This window comes from Vibrio sp. NC2, from assembly GCF_025195005.1.
In the GTDB taxonomy this organism is placed as follows: domain Bacteria; phylum Pseudomonadota; class Gammaproteobacteria; order Enterobacterales; family Vibrionaceae; genus Vibrio; species Vibrio splendidus.
On the sequence record NZ_JANVFC010000019.1, the window covers coordinates 1 to 25,445 of the forward strand.

The window sequence follows — 25,445 nt, forward strand, 5'->3', positions numbered from 1 at the left end:
TCGTTTCCGCTCGACTTGCATGTGTTAGGCCTGCCGCCAGCGTTCAATCTGAGCCATGATCAAACTCTTCAATTTAAGATTTTGTGACTCAACGAATACTGACTTCAAAACTATTCTTTATAAATAAAGAGTGTAATTTTAAAGCTATTACCATTCCAACAGAATGGTAATGAATTGACTGTGCCAAATAACCGAAGTTATTCGTATTGGTCACTCAGTTCATTGAAATCAAGTTTGTTACCGAAGTAACTGTTATTACGCTCTTTCGAAAAAGAACCAATAACGTTTTGATATTCATCAACGAGTGCCCACACAGATTGATAGGTTTAAATTGTTAAAGAGCTTTTCCTTTTTGAGCTTCGCTCAAATCGGACGGCCATTTTAGCGATTTAAGTTTTAGTGTCAACCACTATTTTCAAAACTTTTTTCAAGCGCTTAGCTTGGCTAATTTGACCTGCTGATTCGTTTTGGTTTCTTACGAAGCCTTCCCGTTTCAACGAGGTCGCATTATAGAGATTTCGATCACACTGGCAAGCCCTTTTTGAAGTTTTTCTCGTTTTTTTATTCGTTCGATTAAAAAGAGCACAAAACGCCTCAAAAGTAGGCTTTTCTCTTACATCTCTTGCAATTTCTTAGAGAATAAAGAGACTTTTTCCCAGTTCGTATACTCAACTTCCTTGGTTGTGTCCGTTTCTCCGCCTGTCATATTCATAATGAAGCGAATCATGGTTTTATCGAACCAGTTATAACGAGGGTAATAGAGAGCACCCGCGAATACACCGATTAGAGTCGGCTGCCATGGTGACTTAAGAAGAAACTTCTTAATATAGGCACTACCTTCAGGGGTGTCTTTACCTTGGTCTTCTTTACGAGCCGTTAAGTTAACGCAGAAGAAGGCAACCTTATTGGATTGCAACTGAGTAAGGTTGGCATCAATGAACTTATATAGTTTCTTATTAAGGTGGCCGTAACGAATAGATGCACCAATCAACACTCGGTCGTATTGAGCAAAGTCGACATTACTAATAGTGTGCAGATCTTGAAGCTCACATTCGAACTCATTCATTTCTTCTTTTATATAGTTCAAGATCTTCTTGGTTTGCCCTTCACGGCTTGAATACAAAAATAGAGCTTTTGCCACAATGTTGTCCTTAGCTACGCCAAAACGTAGGGGTCAATAAAATTAATAAGGTGAATATCTCTAAACGACCAAACAGCATAGATACGATCAACACCCATTTAGCCTTATCATTCACATCGCCGAAGTGCATTGCCACTTCACCTAAGCCCGGGCCAAGGTTATTCAATGTTGCCGCTACGGCAGAGAAAGCACTCAGCTCATCCATCCCAGTAGCAATAAGAGCCAACATACAAACCACAAAAACCAATGCGTATGCAGAGAAGAAGCCCCAAACCGCATCAACAACACGTTGTGGTAACGCAGAACCGCCAACCTTGATGGTATAGACAGCACGCGGGTGGACAAGGCGCTTCATTTCACGAGCACCTTGCAAAGTAAGCAATAAGATTCGAATGACTTTCATACCACCGCCCGTTGAACCTGCACAGCCCCCTATAAAAGAAGAGAACAGAAGCAGAACAGGTAAGAACAATGGCCACTCGGAGAAACCTGTAGTGGTGAAGCCTGCTGTCGTCGATATAGATACCGTTTGGAACAACGCTTGATCAAAAGCATCGTAATACGAGTCATAAGAGTGGTGATTAAGCAGTAATAAGAAACAAACTAAGAACAAGACTGCTTGAATAAAGATAAAGGCGCGGAATTCAGGATCTTTCCAATAATACTTAGGATGCACACCACCAGAAGCAAATGCAGCAAAGTGAAGCGAATAGTTACACGCAGAGATAAGAAGGAACACGACCGTAATCATGTTGATAGCCGGACTGTTGAAATAGCCCATACTCGCATCGTGAGTCGAGAAGCCACCAATCGCAATAGTAGAGAAGCTATGACTTATAGCATCAAAGAAGCTCATGCCTGCAAGCCAAAACGCCACCGCACAAGCAATCGTTAGGCTCAGATAGATGTACCAAAGCGCTTTTGCCGTTTCAGCAATACGCGGAGTCATCTTACTGTCTTTTACAGGGCCCGGGATTTCTGCACGATATAGCTGCATACCACCGATGCCGAGAACAGGAAGGATGGCTACCGCCAATACGATGATACCCATACCACCAAACCATTGCAGGAACTGGCGGTAAAACAGAATCGCCTTAGGCAGATCATCGAGGCCGACAATAACGGTCGCGCCCGTGGTTGTTAATGCAGAGAAGGATTCGAAGAAAGCATCGGTTACCGACACATTGGGGTTATCGGCGATCAAAAACGGCAGCGCACCAGCACTACCGATTACCGTCCAGAATAAAACAACAATCAAGAAGCCATCACGCGCTTTCAATTCATGCTTATAACGTCGGTTTGGAAACCAGCAGGTTGCTCCACAGAATAAGAGAACAAAAAAGGTTGTCACAAATGGCACACCCGCACCATCTCGATAGATCAGAGCGACGAGCGCAGGTGCGAGCATTGATACACTAAAAAGTGCTAATAATAATCCGACGATTCGAATAATTGAGCGAAATTGCATGAGCTATTGAACGAAGCGAAATGCTTCACACTTCCTAGTTGTCTTTGACTTTCGTTACCAGTGCCTTAGCACCGCTTTTATTGATCATGGTTTGGGTAAACGAATCTACCTGAAGGAGCTCTATTTCAATAATAAGCTCAACTTGAACACCATAATCCGCTTGGACTTCAACAGCCTGATGCTGAGCCATGATAGATTGTGCAATCGGCACAAAGCCATAGTCTAACTCTAGCCGTAATTTTGTGGTTATTTTTTTCTCGATAGTTTGAAGCAGCTTGAGAGCTTGTTGTACTCCACCACCATAAGCCTTAACTAAACCACCAGTACCGAGCTTGATTCCGCCTGAATAGCGAGTGACTACGGCCGTTAACTCGCCAACACCCGAACCAGACAGTTGCGCCAAGATAGGCTTTCCAGCAGTACCCGAGGGTTCGCCATCATCACTAAAGCCCCACTTCATCGAGTCTTCAGGTCGCCCTGCAGCAAAGCCCCAACAGTTATGTCGCGCTGAAGAATGCTCTTTTTTTACCTGTTCAACGAACTGCTTAGCAGCTTCTACACTTGGAGTATGAGCAAGATGAGTAATAAAAACGCTCTTTTTTATCTCTTCTTCAAATAAAGCCGACGCTGACGGTATTAAATAGGGCTGTTCATTCATATCGTTAACTTAATTATTAAGAGCGGCGAAGTGTATCACGCGTGAATAATAAGGGTTAGAGGATCTGTGCTGTCGCACAATGTTAAACAATTGTTTAAAAAATGTATTGAAATTCACCAAGCAGAGGTACAGACTAGAATAACTGGTCTTACCAGGTATTCTACAATAATAGAAAGATAACAAGATTCTCTCAAACAATCGTGGATTGTATGTCATGGAGATAGACAATGATTTACCAAGCTAACACCTTACAGGTAAAGGAATTACAAGATGGTATTGCAGAACTTAGCTTCTGTGCACCGGCATCTGTAAACAAACTCGACCTTGCAACTTTAGAATCACTAGATAAAGCGTTAGATGCTCTTAATGCTCACGCAGGATTACGTGGTTTAATCTTAACTTCAAACAAAGACGCGTTCATTGTGGGCGCAGACATCACTGAATTTCTTGGCCTATTTGCTAAGCCAGAAGCAGAACTTGATGAATGGTTAAGATTCGCTAATTCAATCTTCAGCAAGCTCGAAGACCTTCCTGTCCCAACTCTTTCAATGATGCGTGGCCATGCCCTTGGCGGCGGCTGTGAATGTGTACTCGCTACCGATTTCCGTATCGGTGACAAGACCACCAGCATAGGTCTACCAGAAACCAAACTTGGCATCATGCCTGGTTTTGGTGGTTGTGTGCGCCTACCTCGTGTTATCGGTGCTGACAGCGCGATGGAAATTATCACTCAAGGCAAAGCATGCCGTGCAGATGAAGCGCTTAAAGTTGGCTTGTTAGATGCGATTGTTGAAACAGACCAACTACTAGAATCAGCGATCAACACGGTTTCTTTGGCAGCCAATGAGAAACTTGATTGGCAGCTACGTCGCAAACAAAAAACATCAGCGCTTTCACTAAGCAAACTCGAAGCGATGATGAGCTTTACCATGGCGAAAGGCTTAGTTGCTCAAAAAGCAGGTCCTCACTACCCAGCTCCGATTACTTCTGTGATTGCAATTGAAGAAGCAGCGCGCAGCGATCGCGATGCGGCGTTAGACATTGAACGCAAACACTTCGTTAAGCTAGCAAAATCTGAAGAAGCAAAAGCACTTGTCGGTTTATTCTTGAATGATCAATACATTAAAGGCTTAGCAAAACAAGCTGGTAAGTCTGCGAATAAAGCAACTGAACGCGCAGCAGTACTTGGCGCTGGCATCATGGGCGGCGGTATTGCTTACCAGTCAGCATTGAAAGGCGTGCCAGTGATGATGAAAGACATTGCACAAGCGTCTCTTGATCTTGGTATGAACGAAGCTTCTAAGCTGTTGAATAAACGCTTATCACGCGGTCGCCTGGATGGGTTCAAGATGGCAGGTATTCTGTCTTCTATTACTCCAAGTCTACATTATGCAGGTGTTGAGCAATCGGATGTGATTGTGGAAGCAGTTGTAGAAAACCCGAAAGTAAAAGCGGCAGTTTTGAGCGAAGTGGAAGGTTTGGTTGGTGAAGACACGGTTCTTACATCAAATACCTCAACGATTCCAATCAACCTGTTAGCGAAATCTTTAAAGCGCCCAGAAAACTTCTGTGGCATGCACTTCTTTAATCCAGTACACCGCATGCCTTTGGTTGAGATCATCCGTGGTGAGCATACTTCAGAAGAAACAATTAATCGCGTAGTCGCTTACGCAGCGAAAATGGGCAAATCCCCTATCGTTGTTAATGACTGCCCTGGCTTCTTCGTAAACCGTGTACTTTTCCCTTACTTTGGCGGTTTCAGCATGTTGCTACGCGACGGTGCTGACTTCACTAAGATCGATAAAGTCATGGAGCGCAAGTTCGGTTGGCCAATGGGCCCTGCGTACCTATTAGACGTTGTTGGTTTGGACACAGCACACCATGCCCAAGCAGTAATGGCGCAAGGTTTCCCTGAGCGTATGGGTAAAGAAGGTCGTGATGCGATTGACGCGCTTTATGTCGCTGAAAAATACGGCCAGAAGAACGGCAGCGGTTTCTACACATACAGCGTAGATAAGCGCGGTCGCCCTAAGAAGACCTTCTCTGAAGAGATTCTTCCTATCTTGGCTGACGTATGCCAACAGCCACAAGACTTTGATGACCAGACCATTATCCAACGTGTGATGATTCCTATGATCAACGAAGTGGTGCTTTGTTTAGAAGAAGGCATCATCGCGACACCGCAAGAAGCGGATATGGCACTGGTTTACGGTTTAGGCTTCCCTCCATTCAGAGGCGGCGTATTCCGCTACTTAGACAGTGTGGGTATTGGTAACTTCGTTGAAATGGCGAAGAGCTACCAAGACTTAGGTGCAATGTACCAAGTTCCTCAACTATTGCTTGATATGGCAGCGAAGGGCGAAAGCTTTTACGACGGTCAACAAGCCAGTTCTCTGTAACCCACATTTGGAAAAGGAATAGCAAAATGAAAAATGTAGTTGTTGTTGATTGCCTTCGTACCCCAATGGGACGTTCCAAAGGTGGAGCTTTCCGTCACACTCGTGCTGAAGATCTGTCTGCACATTTGATGAAAGGCATTTTAGAGCGCAACCCAGAAGTAAACCCTGTCGAGATTGAAGACATTTACTGGGGTTGTGTACAACAAACGCTAGAGCAAGGCTTCAACGTTGCACGTAACGCTGCTTTGCTTGCTGGTCTACCGATTGAGATTGGTGCGGTAACGGTCAACCGTTTATGTGGATCATCTATGCAAGCTCTGCATGATGCAACCCGCTCTATCATGGTTGGCGATGCTGAAATCTGCCTGATCGGTGGTGTCGAACACATGGGTCACGTACCAATGAACCATGGTGTTGATTTTCACCCTGGCATGTCAAAACACGTAGCGAAAGCTGCCGGTATGATGGGCCTAACGGCTGAGATGCTAGGTAAAATGCACGGTATTAGCCGTGAAGACCAAGACGCATTCGCAGCACGCTCACACGCTAGAGCTCAAGCAGCTACAGTTGAAGGCCGTTTCAAAAACGAAATCCTGCCAACAGAAGCTCACGCTGCAGACGGTTCACTGTTCACTCTGGATTACGATGAAGTTATTCGCCCAGAAACAACAGTTGAAGGTCTATCTCAGCTGCGTCCTGTATTCGACCCAGCAAACGGAACGGTAACAGCAGGTACTTCATCAGCACTGTCTGATGGTGCCTCTGCAATGCTGATCATGAGTGAAGATAAAGCTAACGCGCTTGGCCTTAAGATTCGCGCTCGCGTGAAGTCGATGGCTATCGCAGGCTGCGATCCTTCAATCATGGGTTACGGCCCAGTACCAGCGACGAAAAAAGCACTTAAACGTGCGGGCCTAACCATCGAAGATATGGGTGTGATTGAGCTAAACGAAGCGTTTGCGGCTCAATCTCTTCCATGTGCGAAAGACCTAGGTCTACTGGATGTAGTTGACGAGAAAGTAAACCTTAACGGCGGTGCGATTGCTCTTGGTCACCCACTGGGCTGTTCTGGTTCTCGTATCTCGACGACCCTAATCAACCTGATGGAAGCACAAGACGTGAAATACGGTTTAGCGACCATGTGTATTGGTTTAGGCCAAGGTATTGCAACGGTATTTGAACGCCCATAGCGGTCGTTGGTTGTAATACTTGTAGAGTAATATTTTGTGCAGCTATATTTATATAGCTGCACTTTTTATTGCTCGGCGTCCAATAATGTATCGATTCGTTCAGCGAACTTAGCGAGAGAAAAAGCACCACTCACATCTATGCACAAAACGCATAGATTCAATGTTGATGTTTCATTATTTTTTCTTCGATGATTCAACTAAAGTTACTTCAGTTTCCTAATATTCCTCCCACGGAGCAGATCATGTTTAAAGCACTTGTACTAAACCAAGAAGATAAAAAAACTATCGCATCAGTATCTCAAATTGATGAATCTCAATTACCAGAAGGTAACGTGAAGGTTGATGTGAGCTACTCTTCTTTGAACTACAAAGATGGTTTGGCGATTACAGGTAAAGGGCGCATTGTTCGTAACTTCCCTATGGTTCCTGGTATCGACCTTTCAGGTGTGGTTTCACAATCTGATGACCCGCGTTACAAAGCAGGCGACGAAGTTGTTCTAACGGGTTGGGGTGTTGGTGAAGGTCACTGGGGTGGCATGGCTGAGAAAGCGAGCCTAAACGGTGATTGGTTAGTGCCAATGCCAGCGGGTCTAGACGCAAAGAAAGTCATGGCGATCGGTACAGCAGGTTTCACAGCAATGCTTTGTGTGCAAGCTATCGTGGATGCAGGCATCAAACCAGAAGACGGTGAGATCCTAGTCACTGGCGCAAGTGGCGGCGTAGGCAGCGTGTCTATTACGCTACTTAACCAACTAGGTTACAAAGTGGCTGCGGTGACTGGTCGTGCTTCTGCAAACGGTGAACTACTTAAATCACTAGGCGCGACACGCATTGTAGAGCGTTCTGAACTAGAAGAACCGGCGAAGCCACTTGAGAAACAACTGTGGGCTGGTGCTATCGATACGGTAGGCAGCAAAGTACTTGCGAAAGTATTGGCACAAATTGATTACAACGGCGCGGTTGCAATGTGTGGTCTAGCAGGCGGTTTTGACTTACCAACCACGGTAATGCCATTCATTCTGCGTAATGTTCGTCTACAGGGTGTTGATTCTGTAATGTGCCCTCGTGAAAAACGCATTAAAGCGTGGGAACAACTGGCTGAGCTACTACCAGAGTCTTTCTACGCTCAAGCAACCAAAGAAGTGTCTTTAGATGGCGCAATTCAAGCTGCAGAAGACATCACTAACGGTCAAATCACTGGTCGTGTAGTTATTAAACTATAGATTCTCAAACATAAAGTTATCAAACCTCAAGCACCAGCTTTAGATTTGGATAACCCAAAATAACAAAGGGCTGATTACTATCAGCCCTTTTGCGTTTTTGTCATTAGAATCAAGTGAACCAAAGCTAAGACCCGGTTAACCCAAACCTACATCCGCAATCCGTTTTTGAATCAGCTCACCACACTCTTCTTTTACCACTCTTCTTAACCATTGTTGTGAAGCAGAAGAATCGCAGCGCGAGTGCCAGATCAGCGAGTAATCAAACGGCATAAACTCAAATGGTAATGACTTAACAACCAAGTCATAGCGCTCCGCCACCAAATAAGCCAAATCAGCAGGCACAGTAATCACCAACGGCATTCTATCGACAATCGCCAATGCGGCTTCAAGGTGATAAGCACGCAACACCATTTTTCGAGGCTGTTGATTGGCTAACGCGTTGTCTAATAAAGCCTTAACACCATCACTGATCGCAATCATCGCGTGCGGGAGTGATACATAGTCTTCAAGGCTTAAAGGCTGATCCGCCAATGGGTGGTTTTTAGATAACAGACACGACACACCGACCGGCCCCAAGACCTCTTGATGAAGTGGTGCAATGCTGCCACTCGGACGACAGATCGCCATATCAACGCGTTCGGTACTGAGCTGTTTAAACAAATGCTCATGCTGCAACGGAGCAAACTCCAAAGAGATATTAGGAGCTTGTTCATAAATCTTAGGCAGAGCATAAGGCAAGATGGTTTGCATCGCGTAGTCAGTGGTCGCAATCAAAAATCGCTCGCTGCAATAGTAAGGATCGAAATCACTCGGGCTAAGAAGTTGGCGGAATGATTCTAAAGGCTGATCAATGCGCTGGCTGATCTCGAGAGCTTTCTTGGTGGGAATAAGGTGCTGACCTTGGCGTGTAAACAGGGGATCGTTGAGTAGTTCTCTTAAGCGCCCTAATACTCGGCTGGTTGCCGATTGGCTTAGGTTAAGACGAAGCGCGGCTTGACTAACACTGCCCTCTTCAATCAATACCTTTAAGGCGACCAGTAAATTCAGGTCTCTACGATAGATGTCTTCTAATTCCACGCCACTTACCTAGCTGTATACAATGATCATTGGTCACTAAGTTGTTTATAGCATGCTTTAGATAAAAAAAATCCCGCAATTACGCGGGGAAGCCCAAGAAAATCTGGGGATAGTGTCGGAATGTTGTCGTATTGGAATTTGCTTGTTGTATTCGGGTTAGTGCTCTTGCTCCTCGGCTATGCCTTGCCAACGGCGCATCTCTACCCAAATACCAATAATCGTTGCTACTATGCCAAAAATTGGCATTAGAGAGGTCTCTGTCGATGAGCGTAGTACTAACGCACAAAAAGAAATAAAACAGAGAACTGAATAAATTGTTAATCTATCTAATCCTGTCAACATCGCCACTCCTTAGCTAGTTGCCCTTGTTACAAGTTGTTATCAACTTGTTAACTAAGTTATAGGAAATGATTCTGTTTGCCAAGCACTTATTGCATATTTTTTCTGCAGACGTATTATTCACTCGTTAGATAGATATAGAGATACAAACCATGACATTCAAACCTGAACTGGCAACCCACACTTTAGAAGCTGAAGGCCTGCGTTGCCCAGAGCCAGTAATGATGGTCAGGAAGACAATTAGAAACATGCAGGATGGCGATGTGTTACTGGTAAAAGCTGACGACCCTTCGACAACTCGTGATATTCCGAGCTTTTGTCGTTTTATGGATCATCAGTTAGTCGGCCAAGCGACTGAAGCTTTGCCTTACCAATATTTGATAAGAAAAGGGTTGGAGGCATAAGCCTCACCTCAATATCAAGCATCAAAAAAGCCGCTCGTACCTTATGTTCTTCAACAGAACTCAGAGTACGAGCGGCTTTTTGTTTATTCGTTTCTAGATTTATTTTGCAGATGCTCAAGCTGATGCTGAATTTCTCGGATATCTTTTCGCATAGGAATAATATGCGCGACCCGAATCCAAGCTTCTACCGCAAGCCCGGTCATGATCATCGAACCAGCCACCATCGGTAGCCACATGTCCGTCAACACCATGCCTAATAGTGTAAGTGCAAGACCAAAGGTAAATAGATAACTTTGGCTTTGTGGAGTAATTCCCATATAACGCGTCAACATAATCATGCCCTCGTGTTCTTAACTCACAAGGTTAAAATATCATGACAAGTATGACAGTTATATGTCCATTCGCTCGATAAACTCCACAATACTGTAAGAGTATGACCTACAACACATTACTCCACTGATTGAGTATAATAAGACTCAATACTACCGCTTAATAGAAAGCCGCTGCGATAGCCAAACCCACGAATAACAAGGCCGTGATCTTGCGAATCAGATCAAGGGGCATCTTGTCTGCCGATAACTTACCAATGATCACTACAGGTACATTCGCCAGCAACATTCCGATCGTTGTGCCAAGAATTACCCACGTTAATGCGTCCGAATATTGAGCCCCTAGAATGGAGGTCGCAATCTGAGTCTTATCACCAATCTCAGCAATAAAGAAAGCGATAAAACTGGCAACAAATGGGCCTCGATTCGAGATCTGCTCATCGTCATCCAACTTATCCGGAATCAGAATCCAGCCCGCCATCGCAATGAAACTGACCACCAGCACCCATTTTAAGATTTCAGGAGATAAGTAATCTGCGATAACGACACCGAGCCATGCAGCAAGAGCATGATTGGCGATGGTGGCAAAGAAGATAGCCGCGATAATAGGTATCGGCTTGCGATATCGACTGGCTAATAAAAGGGATAGCAACTGAGTCTTATCACCGATCTCGGCTAAGGCGACAGTTGTAATTGAAATTGCTAAAACGCTCACGACATGCTCATTTGGGACGGAGATTATTATATTTAACCAAAGACAAACCTCGCGCCCCATCCCGGTTCACGATGCTTGTCTAAGGTCTTGCTAAGCGCCACCAAGATGGTGGTTGCCTCGAACGCCATGATGATTTTGCATCAATTATGTTGACGGACGAACTCATTCAATAGGATATGAATAAGTAAGCTACTCCCCAAAGACCGCGAGATTTTAATCACCCACGCTTTCAAACACAAGTGTCAAAGTTATCAAAATATCCACTTGTGCCGAAAAAAAAACATTAAAGGCAAAAAAATCCACTAAACGACATTTTAGACCACTAATTAAACAAGATTACCCCTACTCGCTTTACCAATATCTCGGTATACTCAGAGGTTATTTTTCTCATTCATTTAAAAGAATCGCGCGAACCTGACTATGCAAAAATACGATATCAAAACCTTCCAGGGAATGATCCTCGCGCTGCAGGATTACTGGGCACAAAACGGTTGTACCATTGTTCAACCACTAGATATGGAAGTAGGTGCTGGCACCTCTCACCCAATGACATGTCTACGTGCACTTGGCCCAGAGCCAATGTCTACGGCATACGTTCAACCTTCTCGTCGTCCGACCGATGGTCGTTACGGTGAAAACCCGAACCGCCTGCAGCACTACTATCAATTCCAAGTAGCTCTAAAACCTTCTCCAGATAACATCCAGGAGTTGTACTTAGGCTCGCTTGAAGTTCTTGGTGTCGACCCACTTGTTCACGATATTCGCTTCGTAGAAGACAACTGGGAAAACCCAACGCTAGGCGCATGGGGTCTTGGTTGGGAAGTATGGCTAAACGGTATGGAAGTGACTCAATTCACTTACTTCCAACAAGTTGGCGGTCTTGAGTGTAAGCCTGTAACGGGTGAGATCACTTACGGTATCGAGCGTCTAGCAATGTACATCCAAGAAGTAGACTCTGTTTACGACCTTGTATGGAACGTAGCACCAGACGGTTCTAACGTGACTTACGGTGACATCTTCCACCAAAACGAAGTTGAGCAATCAACATACAACTTCGAGCACGCAGACGTAGATTTCCTATTCACTTTCTTCGACCAATGCGAAAAAGAGTGTAAAGAGCTACTTGAGCTTGAGAAGCCACTGCCGCTTCCAGCTTACGAGCGCATTCTAAAAGCAGGTCACGCATTCAACATCCTTGATGCGCGCAAAGCTATCTCTGTAACAGAGCGTCAACGTTACATCCTTCGTATCCGCAACCTGACTAAAGCTGTTGCAGAAGCGTACTACGCGTCACGTGAAGCACTTGGCTTCCCAATGTGCCGAACTGTAGAAGAAAAGGAAGGTAAATAATCATGGCGAAGAATTTTCTAATTGAACTGGGTACGGAAGAGCTTCCACCAACGGCACTTCGTTCTCTAGCAGAAGCCTTTGCTTCTAACTTTGAAGCGGGTCTTAAAACGGCTGAGCTTTCTCACGAAGGCATCAAATGGTACGCAGCACCTCGTCGTCTAGCACTTAAAGTGACGGCACTGGCTGAAGGCCAAGCAGACAAAGTCGTTGAGAAGCGCGGTCCTGCAATTTCTGTAGCATTCGATGCTGAAGGCAACGCGACTAAAGCTGCACAAGGTTGGGCTCGTGGTAACGGTATTACTGTTGAGCAAGCTGACCGTCTGAAAACAGACAAAGGCGAGTGGCTTCTTTTCAAACAAGAAGTAGCTGGCAAACCTGTTCAAGAATTGGTGATGGACATCGCTGCGAAAGCTCTCGCTGGCCTACCAATTCCTAAAGCAATGCGCTGGGGTAACTCAGACATTCAATTTATCCGTCCAGTGAAAACACTGACAGTACTACTAGGTGATGAGCTTGTTGAAGGCAAAATCCTAGGCGTAGCTTCTGCTCGTACTATCCGTGGTCACCGTTTCATGGGCGAACAAGAGTTCACAATCGACTCTGCTGACCAATACCCTGCGATCTTAGAAGAGCGCGGTAAAGTAATGGCAGATTACGATGCGCGTAAAGCGATCATCCTTGCTGATGCTAAAAAAGCAGCAGACGCGGTTGGCGGTATTGCTGACCTAGAAGATGACCTTGTTGAAGAAGTTACCTCTTTGGTTGAATGGCCAGTGGTGCTTACTGCTAAGTTTGAGCAAGAGTTCCTAAAAGTGCCTTCTGAAGCTTTGGTTTACACCATGAAAGGCGACCAGAAGTACTTCCCTGTTTATTCGCATGAGATTGGTGACGCTGAAAGAAGCCTTCTACCAAACTTCATCTTCGTTTCGAACATCGAGTCTAAAGAGCCTCGTCACGTTATCGAAGGTAACGAGAAGGTTGTACGTCCACGTCTTGCTGATGCTGAGTTCTTCTTCAACACCGACCGTAAGCGTCCGCTTATCGACCGTCTTGCTGAACTAGACCAAGCTATCTTCCAGAAGCAATTAGGTACTATCAAAGACAAAACAGACCGCATCACAGAGCTTGCTGGCTACATTGCTGAGCAAATCGATGCTGACGTTGAAAAGTCTAAGCGCGCAGGCCTACTGGCTAAGTGTGACCTAATGACATCAATGGTATTCGAATTTACGGATACTCAAGGTGTGATGGGCATGCACTACGCAACGCACGATGGTGAAGACGAGCAAGTAGCACTAGCACTTTACGAGCAGTACATGCCTCGTTTCGCAGGTGACACACTACCAAGCACTGGTATTTCATCTGCTGTAGCAATGGCAGACAAGCTAGACACTATCGTAGGTATCTTCGGTATTGGCCAAGCACCAAAAGGTTCTGACCCATTCGCTCTACGTCGTGCATCACTAGGTGTGCTACGTATCATCGTTGAAAACGGCTACAACCTAGACCTAACTGATCTAATCGGTAAAGCGAAAGAGCTACTAGGCGACAAGCTAACCAACGAAAACGTAGAAGCTGACGTTATCGACTTCATGCTAGGTCGTTTCCGCGCATGGTACCAAGATGCTGGTTTCAGTGTTGATATCATCCAAGCGGTACTAGCACGTCGTCCAACCAAGCCAGCTGACTTTGACCAACGTGTTAAAGCGGTTTCTCACTTCCGTGAACTGGAAGCAGCAGAAGCACTAGCAGCAGCGAACAAGCGTGTAGGTAACATCCTCGCGAAATTCGATGGCGATCTATCCGCTGAAATCGATCTAGCGCTTCTTCAAGAAGACGCAGAGAAAGCGCTGGCTGAAAACGTTGAAGTAATGACAGAAGCACTAGAGCCAGCATTCGCAACAGGTAACTACCAAGAAGCCCTAAGCAAGCTTGCAGATCTACGTGAACCCGTTGATGCATTCTTTGATAACGTAATGGTTATGGCTGATGACGAAGCGCTTAAGAAGAATCGTCTAACGCTACTCAATAACCTACGTAACCTGTTCCTACAGATTGCTGACATCTCTCTACTGCAAAAATAAGCACGAGTGAGACAGTTGCTCTAAGCCATACTCTGAGTAACTAACGGTAAACACCCAAAGGGAAGCGAAAGCTTCCCTTTTTGTTTTTGTGAACCAAGCATTTGTTTGTAGAGGTATTATTGACTAACTGAATGAAACAGCACTCAGACTGTAGAGGGCATTGTTTGCTATAAATAACCTGTTTATTCAGGGGAAGGGAACAATGAAAAAAACAGTACTCGCGCTTTCAATGCTCGCACTCAGCGCATGCAGCCAAACCAGTGACAATAACCTATTACTGACAATTGATAACGACACTGTCGTATTTAAATCATCAGGTAAAGGCACCGTAATTGCAGAACAGGAACTCGCCAAAGGTAGCTATACCTTCTCTATCAGCGACGCTCAAAATACCTGTGGTACTAACTATGCTTTGGCTGAAGAGAGTCGCATCAAATTCAATAAACCCCTTCGTCTAAACGATTGTGCCGATAATTCTGAAATCGCCATCAAGGTCTTTCGTGCTAACACCTACCAATTTACGCTCAACCCACAGACCAATGAACTCACGGTACAGATAAAGCCAAAGCAACAACAAGTTCAAAGCTTTGCCTGCCCAGTACCTAGTGACCAGCCAACCACCATCGATGTTACTCAAACCTTTGATGAAGGTACTCTAGTAAGAGATGCTCTTTCAGGTACACAAGTCACAGTTACCAATGGCAGCGTCACCATGCAGCCAGCAGAAAATAGCCAAGGCGTTCTGCTACTCGAGAAAGTAGAACCAGAAACCAAAGCCGATTTTAGTTGGGACAACGCCACGGTTTACTTCGTGATGACCGACCGCTTCCACAACGGTAACCCTGATAACGACAACAGTTACGGGCGCAGGCAAGACGGACAAGATGAAATAGCCACCTTCCACGGTGGTGACTTAGCCGGGTTAACCGAAAAACTCGACTACATAGAATCACTCGGTGCCAATGCCATCTGGATTACCTCTCCACTAGAGCAGATCCACGGCTGGGTTGGCGGTGGTGATCGCGGTGACTTCAAACATTACGGCTACCATGGCTACTACCACCAAGATTGGACCAAGCTCGATGACAACATAGGTACCGAAGATGAGCTGAAAACCTTCATCGATACCGCGCATAGCAAAGGCATTCGTGTCGTTTGGGATGTGGTAATGAACCACACCGGTTATGCGACACTTGCCGACATGCAAGAGTTTGATTTTGGTAAGCTCAACCTAACTGACGAACAAGCTAAACAAACACTTGGCGAAAATTGGACAGATTGGCAACCCGCTAAAGGTCAGAACTGGCACTACTTCAACAACTACATCTCTTACAGCGACAAAGAAGCGTGGGAAAAGTGGTGGGGCAAAGCTTGGTTGCGCAGCGATATCGGCGCCTATGACTCTCCGGGTTACAATAACCTCACCATGTCTTTGGCGCACCTGCCCGATTTCAAAACAGAGTCGACAGAGACAACCGGGCTGCCTAATTTCTATCTCAATAAGTCCACCAGCGCGACCGATGAACTCAAAACACCTCGTGACCATTTAATCACTTGGCTATCAGATTGGGTGCGCGAATATGGTGTTGATGGCTTTAGGGTCGATACCGCTAAACACGTTGAACTCGAAGCATGGGCAGAGCTCAAAGATAGCACTAACCAAGCACTTGCCGAGTGGAAGCAAAACAACCCAGATAAGGCCTTGGATGACTTACCTTTCTGGATGACTGGCGAAGTATGGGCACACAGCGTGGTGAAATCAGACTATTTCGCTAACGGATTTGATTCGATCATCAACTTTGAATTCCAGAGTGATATCGCACCCAAGGCGCTTAAATGCCTATCCGATCTCGATGCTGACTACCTGCGCTACGCAGACAAGATCAACAGTGACAGCGAGTTCAACGTGTTGAGTTACCTTTCATCTCACGACACCTCGTTATTCTGGACACAACACGGCAGTGACTTTGCAAAACAAACCAAAGCTGCAAACGCGTTGATGCTGGCTCCCGGTGCAGTGCAGATCTATTACGGTGATGAAATCGCTCGTGATTTCGGCCCAACAGGCTCCGACCCAATGCAAGGCACTCGCTCTGACATGCCTTGGGATCAAATTACAGGTGAACGAGCAGAGTTACTAGAACACTGGCAAGCGCTTGGCCAATTCCGCCAACGCCACCCAGCTGTTGCTCAGGGTAAGCACATCATCCGTAACAGCAAAGGCTACTATGCGTTCGAACGCCAATACCAAGATGACAAGGTATTGGTTGTGTATACTGGCTCAAAGTAAGCGCTGATTGAAATAACCCGCACAAATTAAAAGGAGAAGCTTAGGCTTCTCCTTTTTTGATCACGAAACACTCGTTCAATAAGAAAGCAGACACTCATTAGTTAAACTTTATAGAAGTTTTTTTCACGTTAGAGCATTTGGCGCTATGCGTCGCAAAAACATTGCGGTATGTTCAAGGAACACACTGATGGTAGACATAAGGTCTGCCTTAATGACACATAACAAGCAATCACAATGAATTAGGTAAAATAAGTAATGCAGTTCTCTAAGTTTGGTGAAAAATTTAATCGATACTCTGGAATCACTCGTTTAATGGATGATTTGAATGATGGCCTGCGCACTCCTGGTGCAATCATGCTCGGAGGTGGCAACCCAGCCGCTATCCCAGCCATGCTCGATTACTTTAACCAAGCCAGTGCCGACATGCTCGCCAGTGGAGAACTCATCGCCGCCCTCGCCAACTACGATGGTCCGCAAGGCAAAGACAGCTTCATTAAGTCGTTAGCGGCAATGCTGAAAGAAACTTATGGTTGGGACATCAGCGAGAAGAACATCAGCCTGACCAACGGCAGTCAAAGTGGCTTCTTTTACCTATTCAACCTGTTAGCAGGCCAACAGCCAGACGGATCACACAAGAAAATATTGTTACCGATCGCGCCTGAATACATCGGCTACGGCGATGCTGGCATTGATGACGATATTTTTATCTCTTACCACCCAGAGATCGAACTGCTAGAAAACCGCCAGTTTAAATACCACGTTGATTTTGAAAAGCTCAAGGTTGATGACTCGGTTGCCGCTATCTGTGCCTCTCGCCCAACCAACCCAACCGGTAACGTGCTGACCGACGAAGAAGTACGTAAACTAGATAAACTGGCGCGTGAAAACAACATTCCGCTACTGATCGATAATGCTTACGGCCTGCCGTTTCCAAACATCATCTTTGAAGATGTCGAGCCGTTCTGGAATGAAAATACCATTCTGTGCATGAGCTTATCTAAGCTTGGTTTGCCTGGTGTGCGTTGCGGTATCGTGATTGCGAGCGAAGAAGTAACACAAGCTCTGACCAACATGAATGGCATCATCAGCCTAGCACCCAATAGTGTTGGTCCTGCGATTGCTAACCACATGATTGAAAAAGGCGATTTACTGCGCTTAAGCAGCGAGGTAATCAAACCTTTCTATAAAGATAAATCTCTACGTGCAGTTGAGCTTTTACAAGAAGCGATCGATGACCCTCGCTTCCGTATCCACAAGCCTGAAGGCGCGATTTTCTTATGGCTATGGTTTGATGAACTGCCGATTACCACCATGGAGCTGTACGACCGCCTCAAAGCTCGTGGCGTATTGATTGTTCCGGGTGAATACTTCTTTATCGGCCAAGAAGACGAGTGGGATCATGCCCATCAATGTCTACGCATGAACTACGTGCAAGATGATGAGGCGATGCAGAAAGGCATTTCAATCATTGCTGAAGAAGTGAAAAAGGCTTACTCAGAACAGTAATCTGAGCTTTTAGCTTACTGTAACCCAAATACAAAAAGAGCACCGACCTTCTTCAAGGTACTGGTGCTCTTTCACTTTTACTTCCCGATATTTATTAGCTCAAATGAGCTAATAACGCTTAACCTTGTAGAAGACTATTACCATTAATAGCAATCTTACGCGGTTGCATCGCTTCTGGGATTTCGCGTTCTAGGTCGATGTGAAGAAGACCATTTTCCATGCTTGCGCCCACAACTTTTACGTAGTCAGCCAGTTGGAATTTACGTTCGAAATCGCGCTCTGCAATACCTTGATATACGAAGGTTTTCTCTGCTTCTGCTTTACGCTCACCTTTCACAATTAGCATGTTCTCTTTTTGAGTAAGATCTAATTGGTCATCTGCAAAACCAGCGACTGCCATAGTAATACGGTAGTTATTCTCGTCTTTTTGCTCGATGTTATACGGAGGGTAACCGCCAGAAGCATTTTTTGATGTGTTCGCTTCCATCATATTGAATAGACGATCGAAGCCGATTGCGTTGCGGTAAAGTGGAGTGAAATCTACAGTTCTCATAATGCTATCCTTTTAGTAAGCAATAGTCTTAGCCGTGAATTTTACTGAGATCGAACCTGTGTGTGACCCAGTAAACAGCTAAGAGATTCAGTTCGCATTCCTCGGGTTTCACCTCTATTGGCGACAACGCTGGGACATGACAATGAATCAATTTTTAAATTGTGTGCTGCCAAAGTTATCCTCTATTGAGCGATACTTCGTTAGCGGTAATGAAGGTTCTGTTTCTTCTCTTGTAGAGCAAGACAGCCATCCTCTTCACAACTAGATATGTGGATTGAGCAAATCAGTTTCAAGCGTCTATTTTCAATTATTTTTCCAATCCAATATTTTTCAATCACTTAAAAACAAAAAAGACCGTCATTTCTGACAGTCTTTTCAATAAGATATTGAGTTTTTTGAGACGAAGCTATTTCGTTTTAGTTCAAGGAAGAGGCGCGGAGCATACGAATGTATGTGAGCACCTCTGACACAGAAATTAAGCGAAAGAGCGAAGTATCAAAGATACTAAACGTCTAGGTTAGCTACTTTAAGTGCGTTTTCTTCGATGAAGTTACGACGCGGTTCTACTTGGTCGCCCATCAACGTTGTAAACAACAGATCAGCACCAACAGCATCTTCAATCGTCACTTGCATCATACGACGAGTTTCAGGATCCATAGTCGTTTCCCAAAGCTGATCAGGGTTCATCTCACCTAGACCTTTGTATCGTTGTAGGCTTAGGCCACGACGAGACTCTTTCACTAACCAGTTCAGAGCTTCAACAAAGCTAGAAACCGCTTGAGTACGCTCACCACGTTTGATGTAAGCACCTTCTTCAATCAAGCCATCAAGTGCTTCAGAAAGATCCGTTAGCTTGCCAAACTCTTTCGAGTTGATAAGGTCAATGCTGAGTACGTGCTCATGAGTTACACCGTGTGTACGTACTACAATCTTAGGAACGCTTAAACCTAGCTCTTCGTGTTTTTCAACTTCAAGAGAGTATTGGCTCGCACCCGCTTCTTTGCCGTTTAGCTGCTCTACAAGCTGCTTACCCCAAGCTTCAACTGCCGCTTCATCATGACACTGCTCAGCGGTTAGGCGAGGTACATAAATCAGTTCGTGAATCAGTGCTCGTGGGTAACGACGGCTCATACGATCAACCAGCTTAATACCTGCATTGTATTGATGAACAAGCTTCTCTAAGCCTTCACCAGTAAACGCAGGTGCTTCAGGGTTTACGTGCAATTCTGCATTATCTAAAGCCAAAGATACTTGATACTGGTTCATCGCATCTTCATCTTTGATGTACTGCTCTTGCTTACCCTTCTTCACTTTATAAAGCGGTGGCTGAGCAATGTAGATGTAACCACGTTCAATCAGTTCAGGCATTTGACGGTAGAAGAACGTCAGTAGCAGAGTACGGATGTGAGAACCATCGACATCGGCATCGGTCATGATGATGATGTTGTGGTAACGCAGTTTATCTGGGTTGTATTCGTCACGGCCAATACCACAACCAAGTGCTGTGATTAGCGTTGCAACTTCTTGAGAAGACAGCATTTTATCGAAACGTGCTTTCTCTACGTTAAGGATTTTACCTTTAAGCGGTAGGATTGCTTGGTTCTTACGGTTACGCCCCTGCTTAGCTGATCCGCCAGCAGAGTCTCCTTCCACAATATATAGTTCAGACAGTGCAGGATCTTTTTCCTGACAGTCAGCGAGTTTACCTGGAAGACCCGCTAAATCTAATGCGCCTTTACGACGTGTCATCTCACGAGCTTTACGCGCCGCATCACGAGCACGTGCTGCATCGATAATTTTAGAACAAACGATTTTCGCTTCACCTGGGTTCTCAATTAGGAACTCAGACAGTTTCTCACCCATCGTAGACTCAACGGCAGACTTCACTTCTGAAGAAACCAGCTTATCTTTAGTTTGGCTTGAGAATTTAGGATCTGGCACTTTCACCGAAACAATCGCTGTCAAACCTTCACGAGCATCATCACCTGATGTTGAAGTCTTCGCTTTCTTAGAGAAGCCTTCTTTGTCCATGAAGCTATTCAATGTACGTGTTAGTGCACCACGGAAACCCGCTAAGTGAGCACCACCATCACGTTGAGGGATGTTGTTGGTGAAACAATAAATATTTTCTTGATAACCGTCATTCCATTGCATCGCAACTTCAACGGTAATACCGTCTTCACGCTCATGATCGAAATGGAATATTTTCTGGATAATCGGTGTTTTGTTGGTGTTTAAGTGCTCAACAAACGCTTGGATACCGCCTTCGTATTCGAAGTGATCCATTTTGTCTTCTTCGCGCTTATCAATTAGCTTAATTGATACACCTGAGTTCAAGAATGATAGCTCGCGTAGACGCTTAGCTAAAATATCGTAATGGAACTCGATGTTATTGAAGGTTTCTTCACTCGGCCAGAAACGAATCTCTGTACCTGTTTTGTCCGTGTCACCCACAACCGCTAGTGGCGCTTGAGGCTCACCGTGGCAGTATGTTTGAGTGTGGATTTTGCCACCGCGATGGATAGTAAGAGTAACTTGCTTAGAAAGTGCGTTAACTACTGAAACACCAACACCGTGCAGACCACCAGATACTTTGTACGAGTTATCATCGAACTTACCACCAGCGTGAAGAACCGTCATGATTACTTCTGCTGCTGATACTTTTTCTTCTGGGTGCAATTCAGTTGGAATACCACGGCCGTCATCGCTTACTGACACAGAACTATCTTCATGGATAGTTACGATGATGTCATTACAGTGACCAGCGAGTGCTTCATCAATAGAGTTATCTACCACCTCAAAAACCATGTGGTGCAGACCGGTACCATCATCCGTGTCGCCAATGTACATTCCAGGACGCTTACGTACCGCATCCAGACCCTTCAGTACTTTAATACTCGATGAATCGTAATTATCTGACATAGTTACTCTCTGACTAATTATCCTTGCTCTATTTTGCCATGTTCCACATGAAACATCCTGCTATTTTCGTCATGCATATCTGCAATCTGATCAGCGGTAATAGAGCTTACAAAAACTTGAGCCTGGGTCGCCTTTAAACACTCAGCAAGACGTGCTCGGCGTTGGCTATCTAATTCGGAAGCAAAGTCATCTATCAAGTAGATGCACTGCTTACCTGTCATTTGAGTGAGGTGTTGCCCTTGTGCTACTCGTAGCGCGCACACCATCAACTTCAACTGACCTCGTGACAAGACATCCTCCACTGGAGTGCCGTTCACTTTTATCTTTAGATCCGCTTTGTTTGGCCCACTAAAGGTGTAACCAAGCTGCTGATCCCTTTCAAAATTCTTTTCTAATATCTCGGCGTATGGGGTGTCTTTATCCCAGCCTCGATAGTAGTTAATCTTTATCTCAAACTCAGGTAAGAAGGTTGCACAGATTTCTTCGGCGACTTCTTTAAGCTGTTCAACGTAAGTGGCACGCCACTGGCTGATGCTTTCAGCTAAACGGGCTAATTCTTGATCCCAATAGCTCAGTTCTCGATAGTTCGTCGCCGTTTTCAATAATGCATTACGCTGTTTATTGAGGCGCTTTACTCTGCCCCAAGCATCATAAAAACCCGACTCACTGTGGAAGACTCCCCAATCAATGAATGCGCGGCGATGCTTAGGTCCATCGGTTAGTAAATCAAACCCTTCGGGGTGAATCAACTGCAAAGGTAAGACTTGAGCTAACTGAGCCAATTTTTGCCCAGTTTGACCGCTTATTTTAACCTCTGTGGTGCCATCGCGCTGCTTATTAATGCCAATTGGCAGCTCAAATTGATCCGAGGTCATAAAACGGCCATGGACAAACAGTTCGCTACACTCATTTTTAATGATACGACCGGTTAAGGAGCTTTTGAACGAGCGACCATGTCCGAGCAGATACACCGCTTCAAGGACACTGGTTTTGCCGCTTCCGTTAGCCCCTATAAGAAAGTTAAAGCCTGATGACGGTTGAATGTCACAGGCTTCAATATTTCTAAACTGCTTTACGATTAAGCGCGATAAAGGCATAACGTCTTCATATTAATCTTCAATCACGGCTCGATAGACAAACGTTGTTGATAAGCAAACATAATGTATAAATAAACACAGTTACAAACGAATCGGCATGACAACGTACATCGCGCTGTCATCTTGTGCGTTTTCAATCAAGGCACTCGCATTCGCGTCTGACATTGAGATTCGAACCTGCTCACAACGCAGTGTGTTCAATACATCCAATACGTAGCTTACGTTGAAGCCAATCTCTAGCGCGTCACCGTCGAAGGTGACGTCTAGTACTTCTTCCGCTTCTTCTTGTTCTGGGTTGTTCGCTGTAATACGCATCTCGGTATCGACAAGATTAACGCGAACACCACGGAATTTTTCATTCGACAGAATCGCAGCACGAGAAAACGCTGAACGTAACTCATCGCAGCCAGCTTCTAATGTCTTAGTGGTATTTTGTGGCATTACGCGGCGATAATCCGGGAAACGACCATCAACAAGCTTAGAAGTGAAGACATAGTTGTTCACTTCAGCACGCACGTTAGAGTTACCAATCTGCAGCGTTACTGGCTGTTCAGGAGCATCCAGTAGCTTCACTAACTCTTGCACACCTTTACGAGGAACAATGATCTGCTTCTGAGCAAAATCAGCACCCAGTTGCGCTCGAGATACCGCCATACGGTGACCATCAGTTGCAACACTACGTAAGATAGAACCTTCAATCTCAAACAACATACCGTTGAGGTAGTAACGAACGTCTTGGTTCGCCATTGAGAATTGTGTTTTCTCGATAAGACCGCGCAATTCAGCTTGTGTCACTGACACTTCAACTTCACTGCTCCAATCTTCAATATTTGGAAAATCTGCCGCAGGTAATGTTGCCAATGAGAAACGGCTACGACCAGAACGAACCTGAACACGGTCACCATCCAATACCACAGTGATCACTGAGCTATCTGGCAAACCGCGACAGATATCTAGGAACTTACGTGAAGGTACGGTAATACTGCCCGCTTCGAAATCACCTTCAAGCGTTACACGGCTGATCAATTCAACTTCTAGATCCGTCGCTGTCATCGACAACACGTTATCTTCTACTTTAATCAGTAGGTTTCCTAGAATTGGAAGCGTTGGCCTGCCACCGAGTGCGCCAGATACTTGTTGTAATGGCTTTATCAGGTGACTACGTTCAATGGTAAATTTCATATCTTGCTCTTACGGTCTAAATGGCACTGCGTAATAGTACGTGGCCAAGATTCTGCTTATTAAGGTTAAGAATACTGTGTATTAAGAAGAAAGGGTACGAATCAAGTTCGAATAATCTTCTTTAATGTCGTGGCTCTCTTCACGCAGCTGAGCAATCTTACGACAAGCGTGCAGCACGGTCGTGTGGTCACGGCCACCGAATGCATCACCAATCTCAGGCAAGCTGTGGTTAGTCAGCTCTTTAGCCAGTGCCATCGCCAATTGGCGCGGACGAGCAACAGAACGAGAACGACGTTTAGATAATAGATCAGCGACTTTGATTTTGTAGTATTCAGCGACTGTCTTTTGAATGTTATCAATGGTGACCAGTTTTTCTTGCAGGGCAAGTAAGTCACGCAGTGCTTCACGCACGAAATCGATCGTGATCGGACGGCCAGTGAAGTTTGCATTCGCAATAACACGGTTCAATGCGCCTTCTAGCTCACGAACGTTAGAGCGTAAACGCTTCGCAATAAAGAACGCCACTTCATCCGCAAGATGAATTTGGTGGTCTTCTGCTTTCTTCATCAAGATCGCCACACGAGTCTCAAGCTCAGGTGGCTCAATCGCAACCGTCAAACCCCAACCGAAGCGGGATTTAAGACGATCCTCTACCCCGTTGATCTCTTTTGGATAACGGTCAGACGTTAGGATGATCTGTTGATTGCCTTCAAGCAGCGCATTAAAGGTATGAAAGAACTCTTCTTGAGAACGCTCTTTATTAGCAAAGAATTGGATATCATCGATAAGCAATGCATCAACACTACGGTAGTAGCGCTTAAATTCTTCAATAGCATTGTTTTGGAGCGCTTTCACCATGTCTTGAACAAAGCGCTCTGAGTGCATGTAAACCACTTTAGCATTCGGCTTATTATCAACAATGGCGTTACCCACCGCATGCAACAAGTGCGTTTTACCTAAACCAGTACCGCCATACAAAAACAACGGGTTGTAAGCGGTTCCTGGGTTATCAGAAACCTGACGTGCCGCAGCCAAACCCAGTTGGTTCGACTTACCTTCAACAAAGTTATTGAACTTATGTTTTGGGTTCACGTTTGAACGGTGATTAAGATCAACCGCTACAGGTTCTTCATCACGCCAGATATTGTGTACTGGTTTACGTGCTTGTAGCTGCGCAGGTGCAGACGACTCAGCAGCTACATCAGCAGCAGTACGAGTACGAGCAGGGGCGATAGCCTCAGATCTTGGAGCAATGACTCGTTTACTTCCAATCTCAAAATGAAGATGCGGGATATCATTACCACAATATTCTTGTAGCAGCCGGTTAATGCTATTTAGGTACTTATCGCGCACCCAATCGAGTACAAATCGGTTTGGTGCAAATAGAGTTAGAGTATTACCATTGAGCTCCGCTTGTAACGGACGTACCCACATACTGAATTCTGTAGCTGGTAACTCTTCTTGAAGCTGTTGCAAGCATTGCAACCAAAGCGAAGATGACACGGTGCCCCACTCTAT

21 protein-coding genes and 1 rRNA gene are annotated in these 25,445 nt (G+C 45.2%); 9 read left to right on the top strand and 13 right to left on the bottom strand.

Features of this window, described 5'->3' with window-relative positions:
• The 4 genes from NX845_RS18825 to NX845_RS18840 all read right to left on the bottom strand — a co-directional run.
• Positions 1-75: ribosomal RNA gene (locus tag NX845_RS18825) — 16S ribosomal RNA — on the bottom strand; the annotation flags it as partial.
• A gap of 538 nt (positions 76-613) precedes the next feature.
• The gene (gene hemG, locus NX845_RS18830; protein WP_017077284.1) at positions 614-1,141 is read right to left on the bottom strand and encodes a menaquinone-dependent protoporphyrinogen IX dehydrogenase; all 528 of its coding nucleotides are present in this window, start codon (positions 1,139-1,141) and stop codon (positions 614-616) included.
• 10 nt (positions 1,142-1,151) lie between these two features.
• Complete coding sequence (locus tag NX845_RS18835; protein ID WP_017077285.1) at positions 1,152-2,609, bottom strand: TrkH family potassium uptake protein; 1,458 nt, start codon at positions 2,607-2,609, stop codon at positions 1,152-1,154.
• A gap of 34 nt (positions 2,610-2,643) precedes the next feature.
• The gene (locus NX845_RS18840) at positions 2,644-3,267 is read right to left on the bottom strand and encodes a YigZ family protein (RefSeq protein WP_004736669.1); all 624 of its coding nucleotides are present in this window, start codon (positions 3,265-3,267) and stop codon (positions 2,644-2,646) included.
• A gap of 227 nt (positions 3,268-3,494) precedes the next feature.
• Between NX845_RS18840 and fadB the strand changes: the two genes are divergently transcribed.
• The 3 genes from fadB (at position 3,495) to NX845_RS18855 (ending at position 8,079) form a co-directional block, all read left to right on the top strand.
• Positions 3,495-5,666 (top strand): fatty acid oxidation complex subunit alpha FadB, encoded by a 2,172-nt coding sequence (gene fadB / locus NX845_RS18845; protein ID WP_102491194.1) that lies wholly within the window; start codon positions 3,495-3,497, stop codon positions 5,664-5,666.
• A 26-nt stretch (positions 5,667-5,692) separates the two neighbouring features.
• The gene (gene fadA, locus NX845_RS18850) at positions 5,693-6,856 is read left to right on the top strand and encodes an acetyl-CoA C-acyltransferase FadA (RefSeq protein ID WP_260257070.1); all 1,164 of its coding nucleotides are present in this window, start codon (positions 5,693-5,695) and stop codon (positions 6,854-6,856) included.
• A 242-nt stretch (positions 6,857-7,098) separates the two neighbouring features.
• Complete coding sequence (locus tag NX845_RS18855; protein ID WP_102462814.1) at positions 7,099-8,079, top strand: MDR family oxidoreductase; 981 nt, start codon at positions 7,099-7,101, stop codon at positions 8,077-8,079.
• A gap of 135 nt (positions 8,080-8,214) precedes the next feature.
• On the opposite strand, the gene NX845_RS18860 is transcribed toward NX845_RS18855, so the two are convergent.
• Complete coding sequence (locus NX845_RS18860) at positions 8,215-9,156, bottom strand: LysR family transcriptional regulator (RefSeq protein ID WP_260257071.1); 942 nt, start codon at positions 9,154-9,156, stop codon at positions 8,215-8,217.
• A gap of 156 nt (positions 9,157-9,312) precedes the next feature.
• Positions 9,313-9,498 (bottom strand): hypothetical protein, encoded by a 186-nt coding sequence (locus tag NX845_RS18865; RefSeq protein ID WP_004736674.1) that lies wholly within the window; start codon positions 9,496-9,498, stop codon positions 9,313-9,315.
• A 149-nt stretch (positions 9,499-9,647) separates the two neighbouring features.
• On the opposite strand from NX845_RS18865, the gene tusA reads away from it, so the two are divergent.
• Positions 9,648-9,899: a sulfurtransferase TusA gene (tusA, locus tag NX845_RS18870; RefSeq protein WP_017055492.1), complete on the top strand. Its 252-nt coding sequence runs from the start codon at positions 9,648-9,650 to the stop codon at positions 9,897-9,899.
• Positions 9,900-9,982: 83 nt separating this feature from the next.
• On the opposite strand, the gene NX845_RS18875 is transcribed toward tusA, so the two are convergent.
• Both NX845_RS18875 and NX845_RS18880 read right to left on the bottom strand, forming a co-directional pair.
• Positions 9,983-10,237 (bottom strand): hypothetical protein, encoded by a 255-nt coding sequence (locus tag NX845_RS18875; protein WP_004736676.1) that lies wholly within the window; start codon positions 10,235-10,237, stop codon positions 9,983-9,985.
• A gap of 151 nt (positions 10,238-10,388) precedes the next feature.
• Positions 10,389-10,943 (bottom strand): TMEM165/GDT1 family protein, encoded by a 555-nt coding sequence (locus tag NX845_RS18880; RefSeq protein WP_017077289.1) that lies wholly within the window; start codon positions 10,941-10,943, stop codon positions 10,389-10,391.
• A 420-nt stretch (positions 10,944-11,363) separates the two neighbouring features.
• Between NX845_RS18880 and glyQ the strand changes: the two genes are divergently transcribed.
• From glyQ to NX845_RS18900, 4 genes are all read left to right on the top strand, one after another.
• Entirely contained in the window at positions 11,364-12,293 is a 930-nt protein-coding gene (gene glyQ, locus NX845_RS18885; RefSeq protein WP_016794169.1) for a glycine--tRNA ligase subunit alpha, read from the top strand.
• Between the two features lie 2 nt (positions 12,294-12,295).
• Entirely contained in the window at positions 12,296-14,377 is a 2,082-nt protein-coding gene (glyS, locus tag NX845_RS18890; protein ID WP_260257072.1) for a glycine--tRNA ligase subunit beta, read from the top strand.
• A gap of 202 nt (positions 14,378-14,579) precedes the next feature.
• A complete protein-coding gene (locus tag NX845_RS18895) occupies positions 14,580-16,667 on the top strand; it encodes an alpha-amylase (protein ID WP_260257073.1) in 2,088 nt (695 codons plus the stop codon).
• A 255-nt stretch (positions 16,668-16,922) separates the two neighbouring features.
• Positions 16,923-18,173, top strand: coding sequence for a valine--pyruvate transaminase (locus tag NX845_RS18900; RefSeq protein WP_017087261.1), 1,251 nt, complete (start codon positions 16,923-16,925; stop codon positions 18,171-18,173).
• Between the two features lie 118 nt (positions 18,174-18,291).
• Here NX845_RS18900 and NX845_RS18905 read toward each other — a convergent pair whose 3' ends face one another.
• A complete protein-coding gene (locus NX845_RS18905; RefSeq protein WP_104214514.1) occupies positions 18,292-18,726 on the bottom strand; it encodes an Hsp20 family protein in 435 nt (144 codons plus the stop codon).
• Between the two features lie 142 nt (positions 18,727-18,868).
• Here NX845_RS18905 and NX845_RS18910 point away from each other — a divergent pair, with 142 nt between their 5' ends.
• Positions 18,869-18,991 carry a hypothetical protein gene (locus NX845_RS18910; RefSeq protein WP_256800199.1) on the top strand — a complete coding sequence of 41 codons (123 nt, stop codon included), beginning with the start codon at positions 18,869-18,871 and terminating at the stop codon, positions 18,989-18,991.
• A gap of 239 nt (positions 18,992-19,230) precedes the next feature.
• Here the strand turns inward: NX845_RS18910 and gyrB are convergent, their stop codons facing one another.
• The 4 genes from gyrB to dnaA form a co-directional block, all read right to left on the bottom strand.
• Positions 19,231-21,648 (bottom strand): DNA topoisomerase (ATP-hydrolyzing) subunit B, encoded by a 2,418-nt coding sequence (gyrB, locus tag NX845_RS18915; protein ID WP_108190050.1) that lies wholly within the window; start codon positions 21,646-21,648, stop codon positions 19,231-19,233.
• Positions 21,649-21,665: 17 nt separating this feature from the next.
• Complete coding sequence (gene recF / locus NX845_RS18920; protein WP_108190049.1) at positions 21,666-22,745, bottom strand: DNA replication/repair protein RecF; 1,080 nt, start codon at positions 22,743-22,745, stop codon at positions 21,666-21,668.
• 81 nt (positions 22,746-22,826) lie between these two features.
• Positions 22,827-23,927 (bottom strand): DNA polymerase III subunit beta, encoded by a 1,101-nt coding sequence (gene dnaN / locus NX845_RS18925; RefSeq protein WP_102575038.1) that lies wholly within the window; start codon positions 23,925-23,927, stop codon positions 22,827-22,829.
• An 81-nt stretch (positions 23,928-24,008) separates the two neighbouring features.
• Positions 24,009-25,430, bottom strand: coding sequence for a chromosomal replication initiator protein DnaA (dnaA, locus tag NX845_RS18930; protein ID WP_017081729.1), 1,422 nt, complete (start codon positions 25,428-25,430; stop codon positions 24,009-24,011).
• Positions 25,431-25,445: the final 15 nt, after the last annotated feature.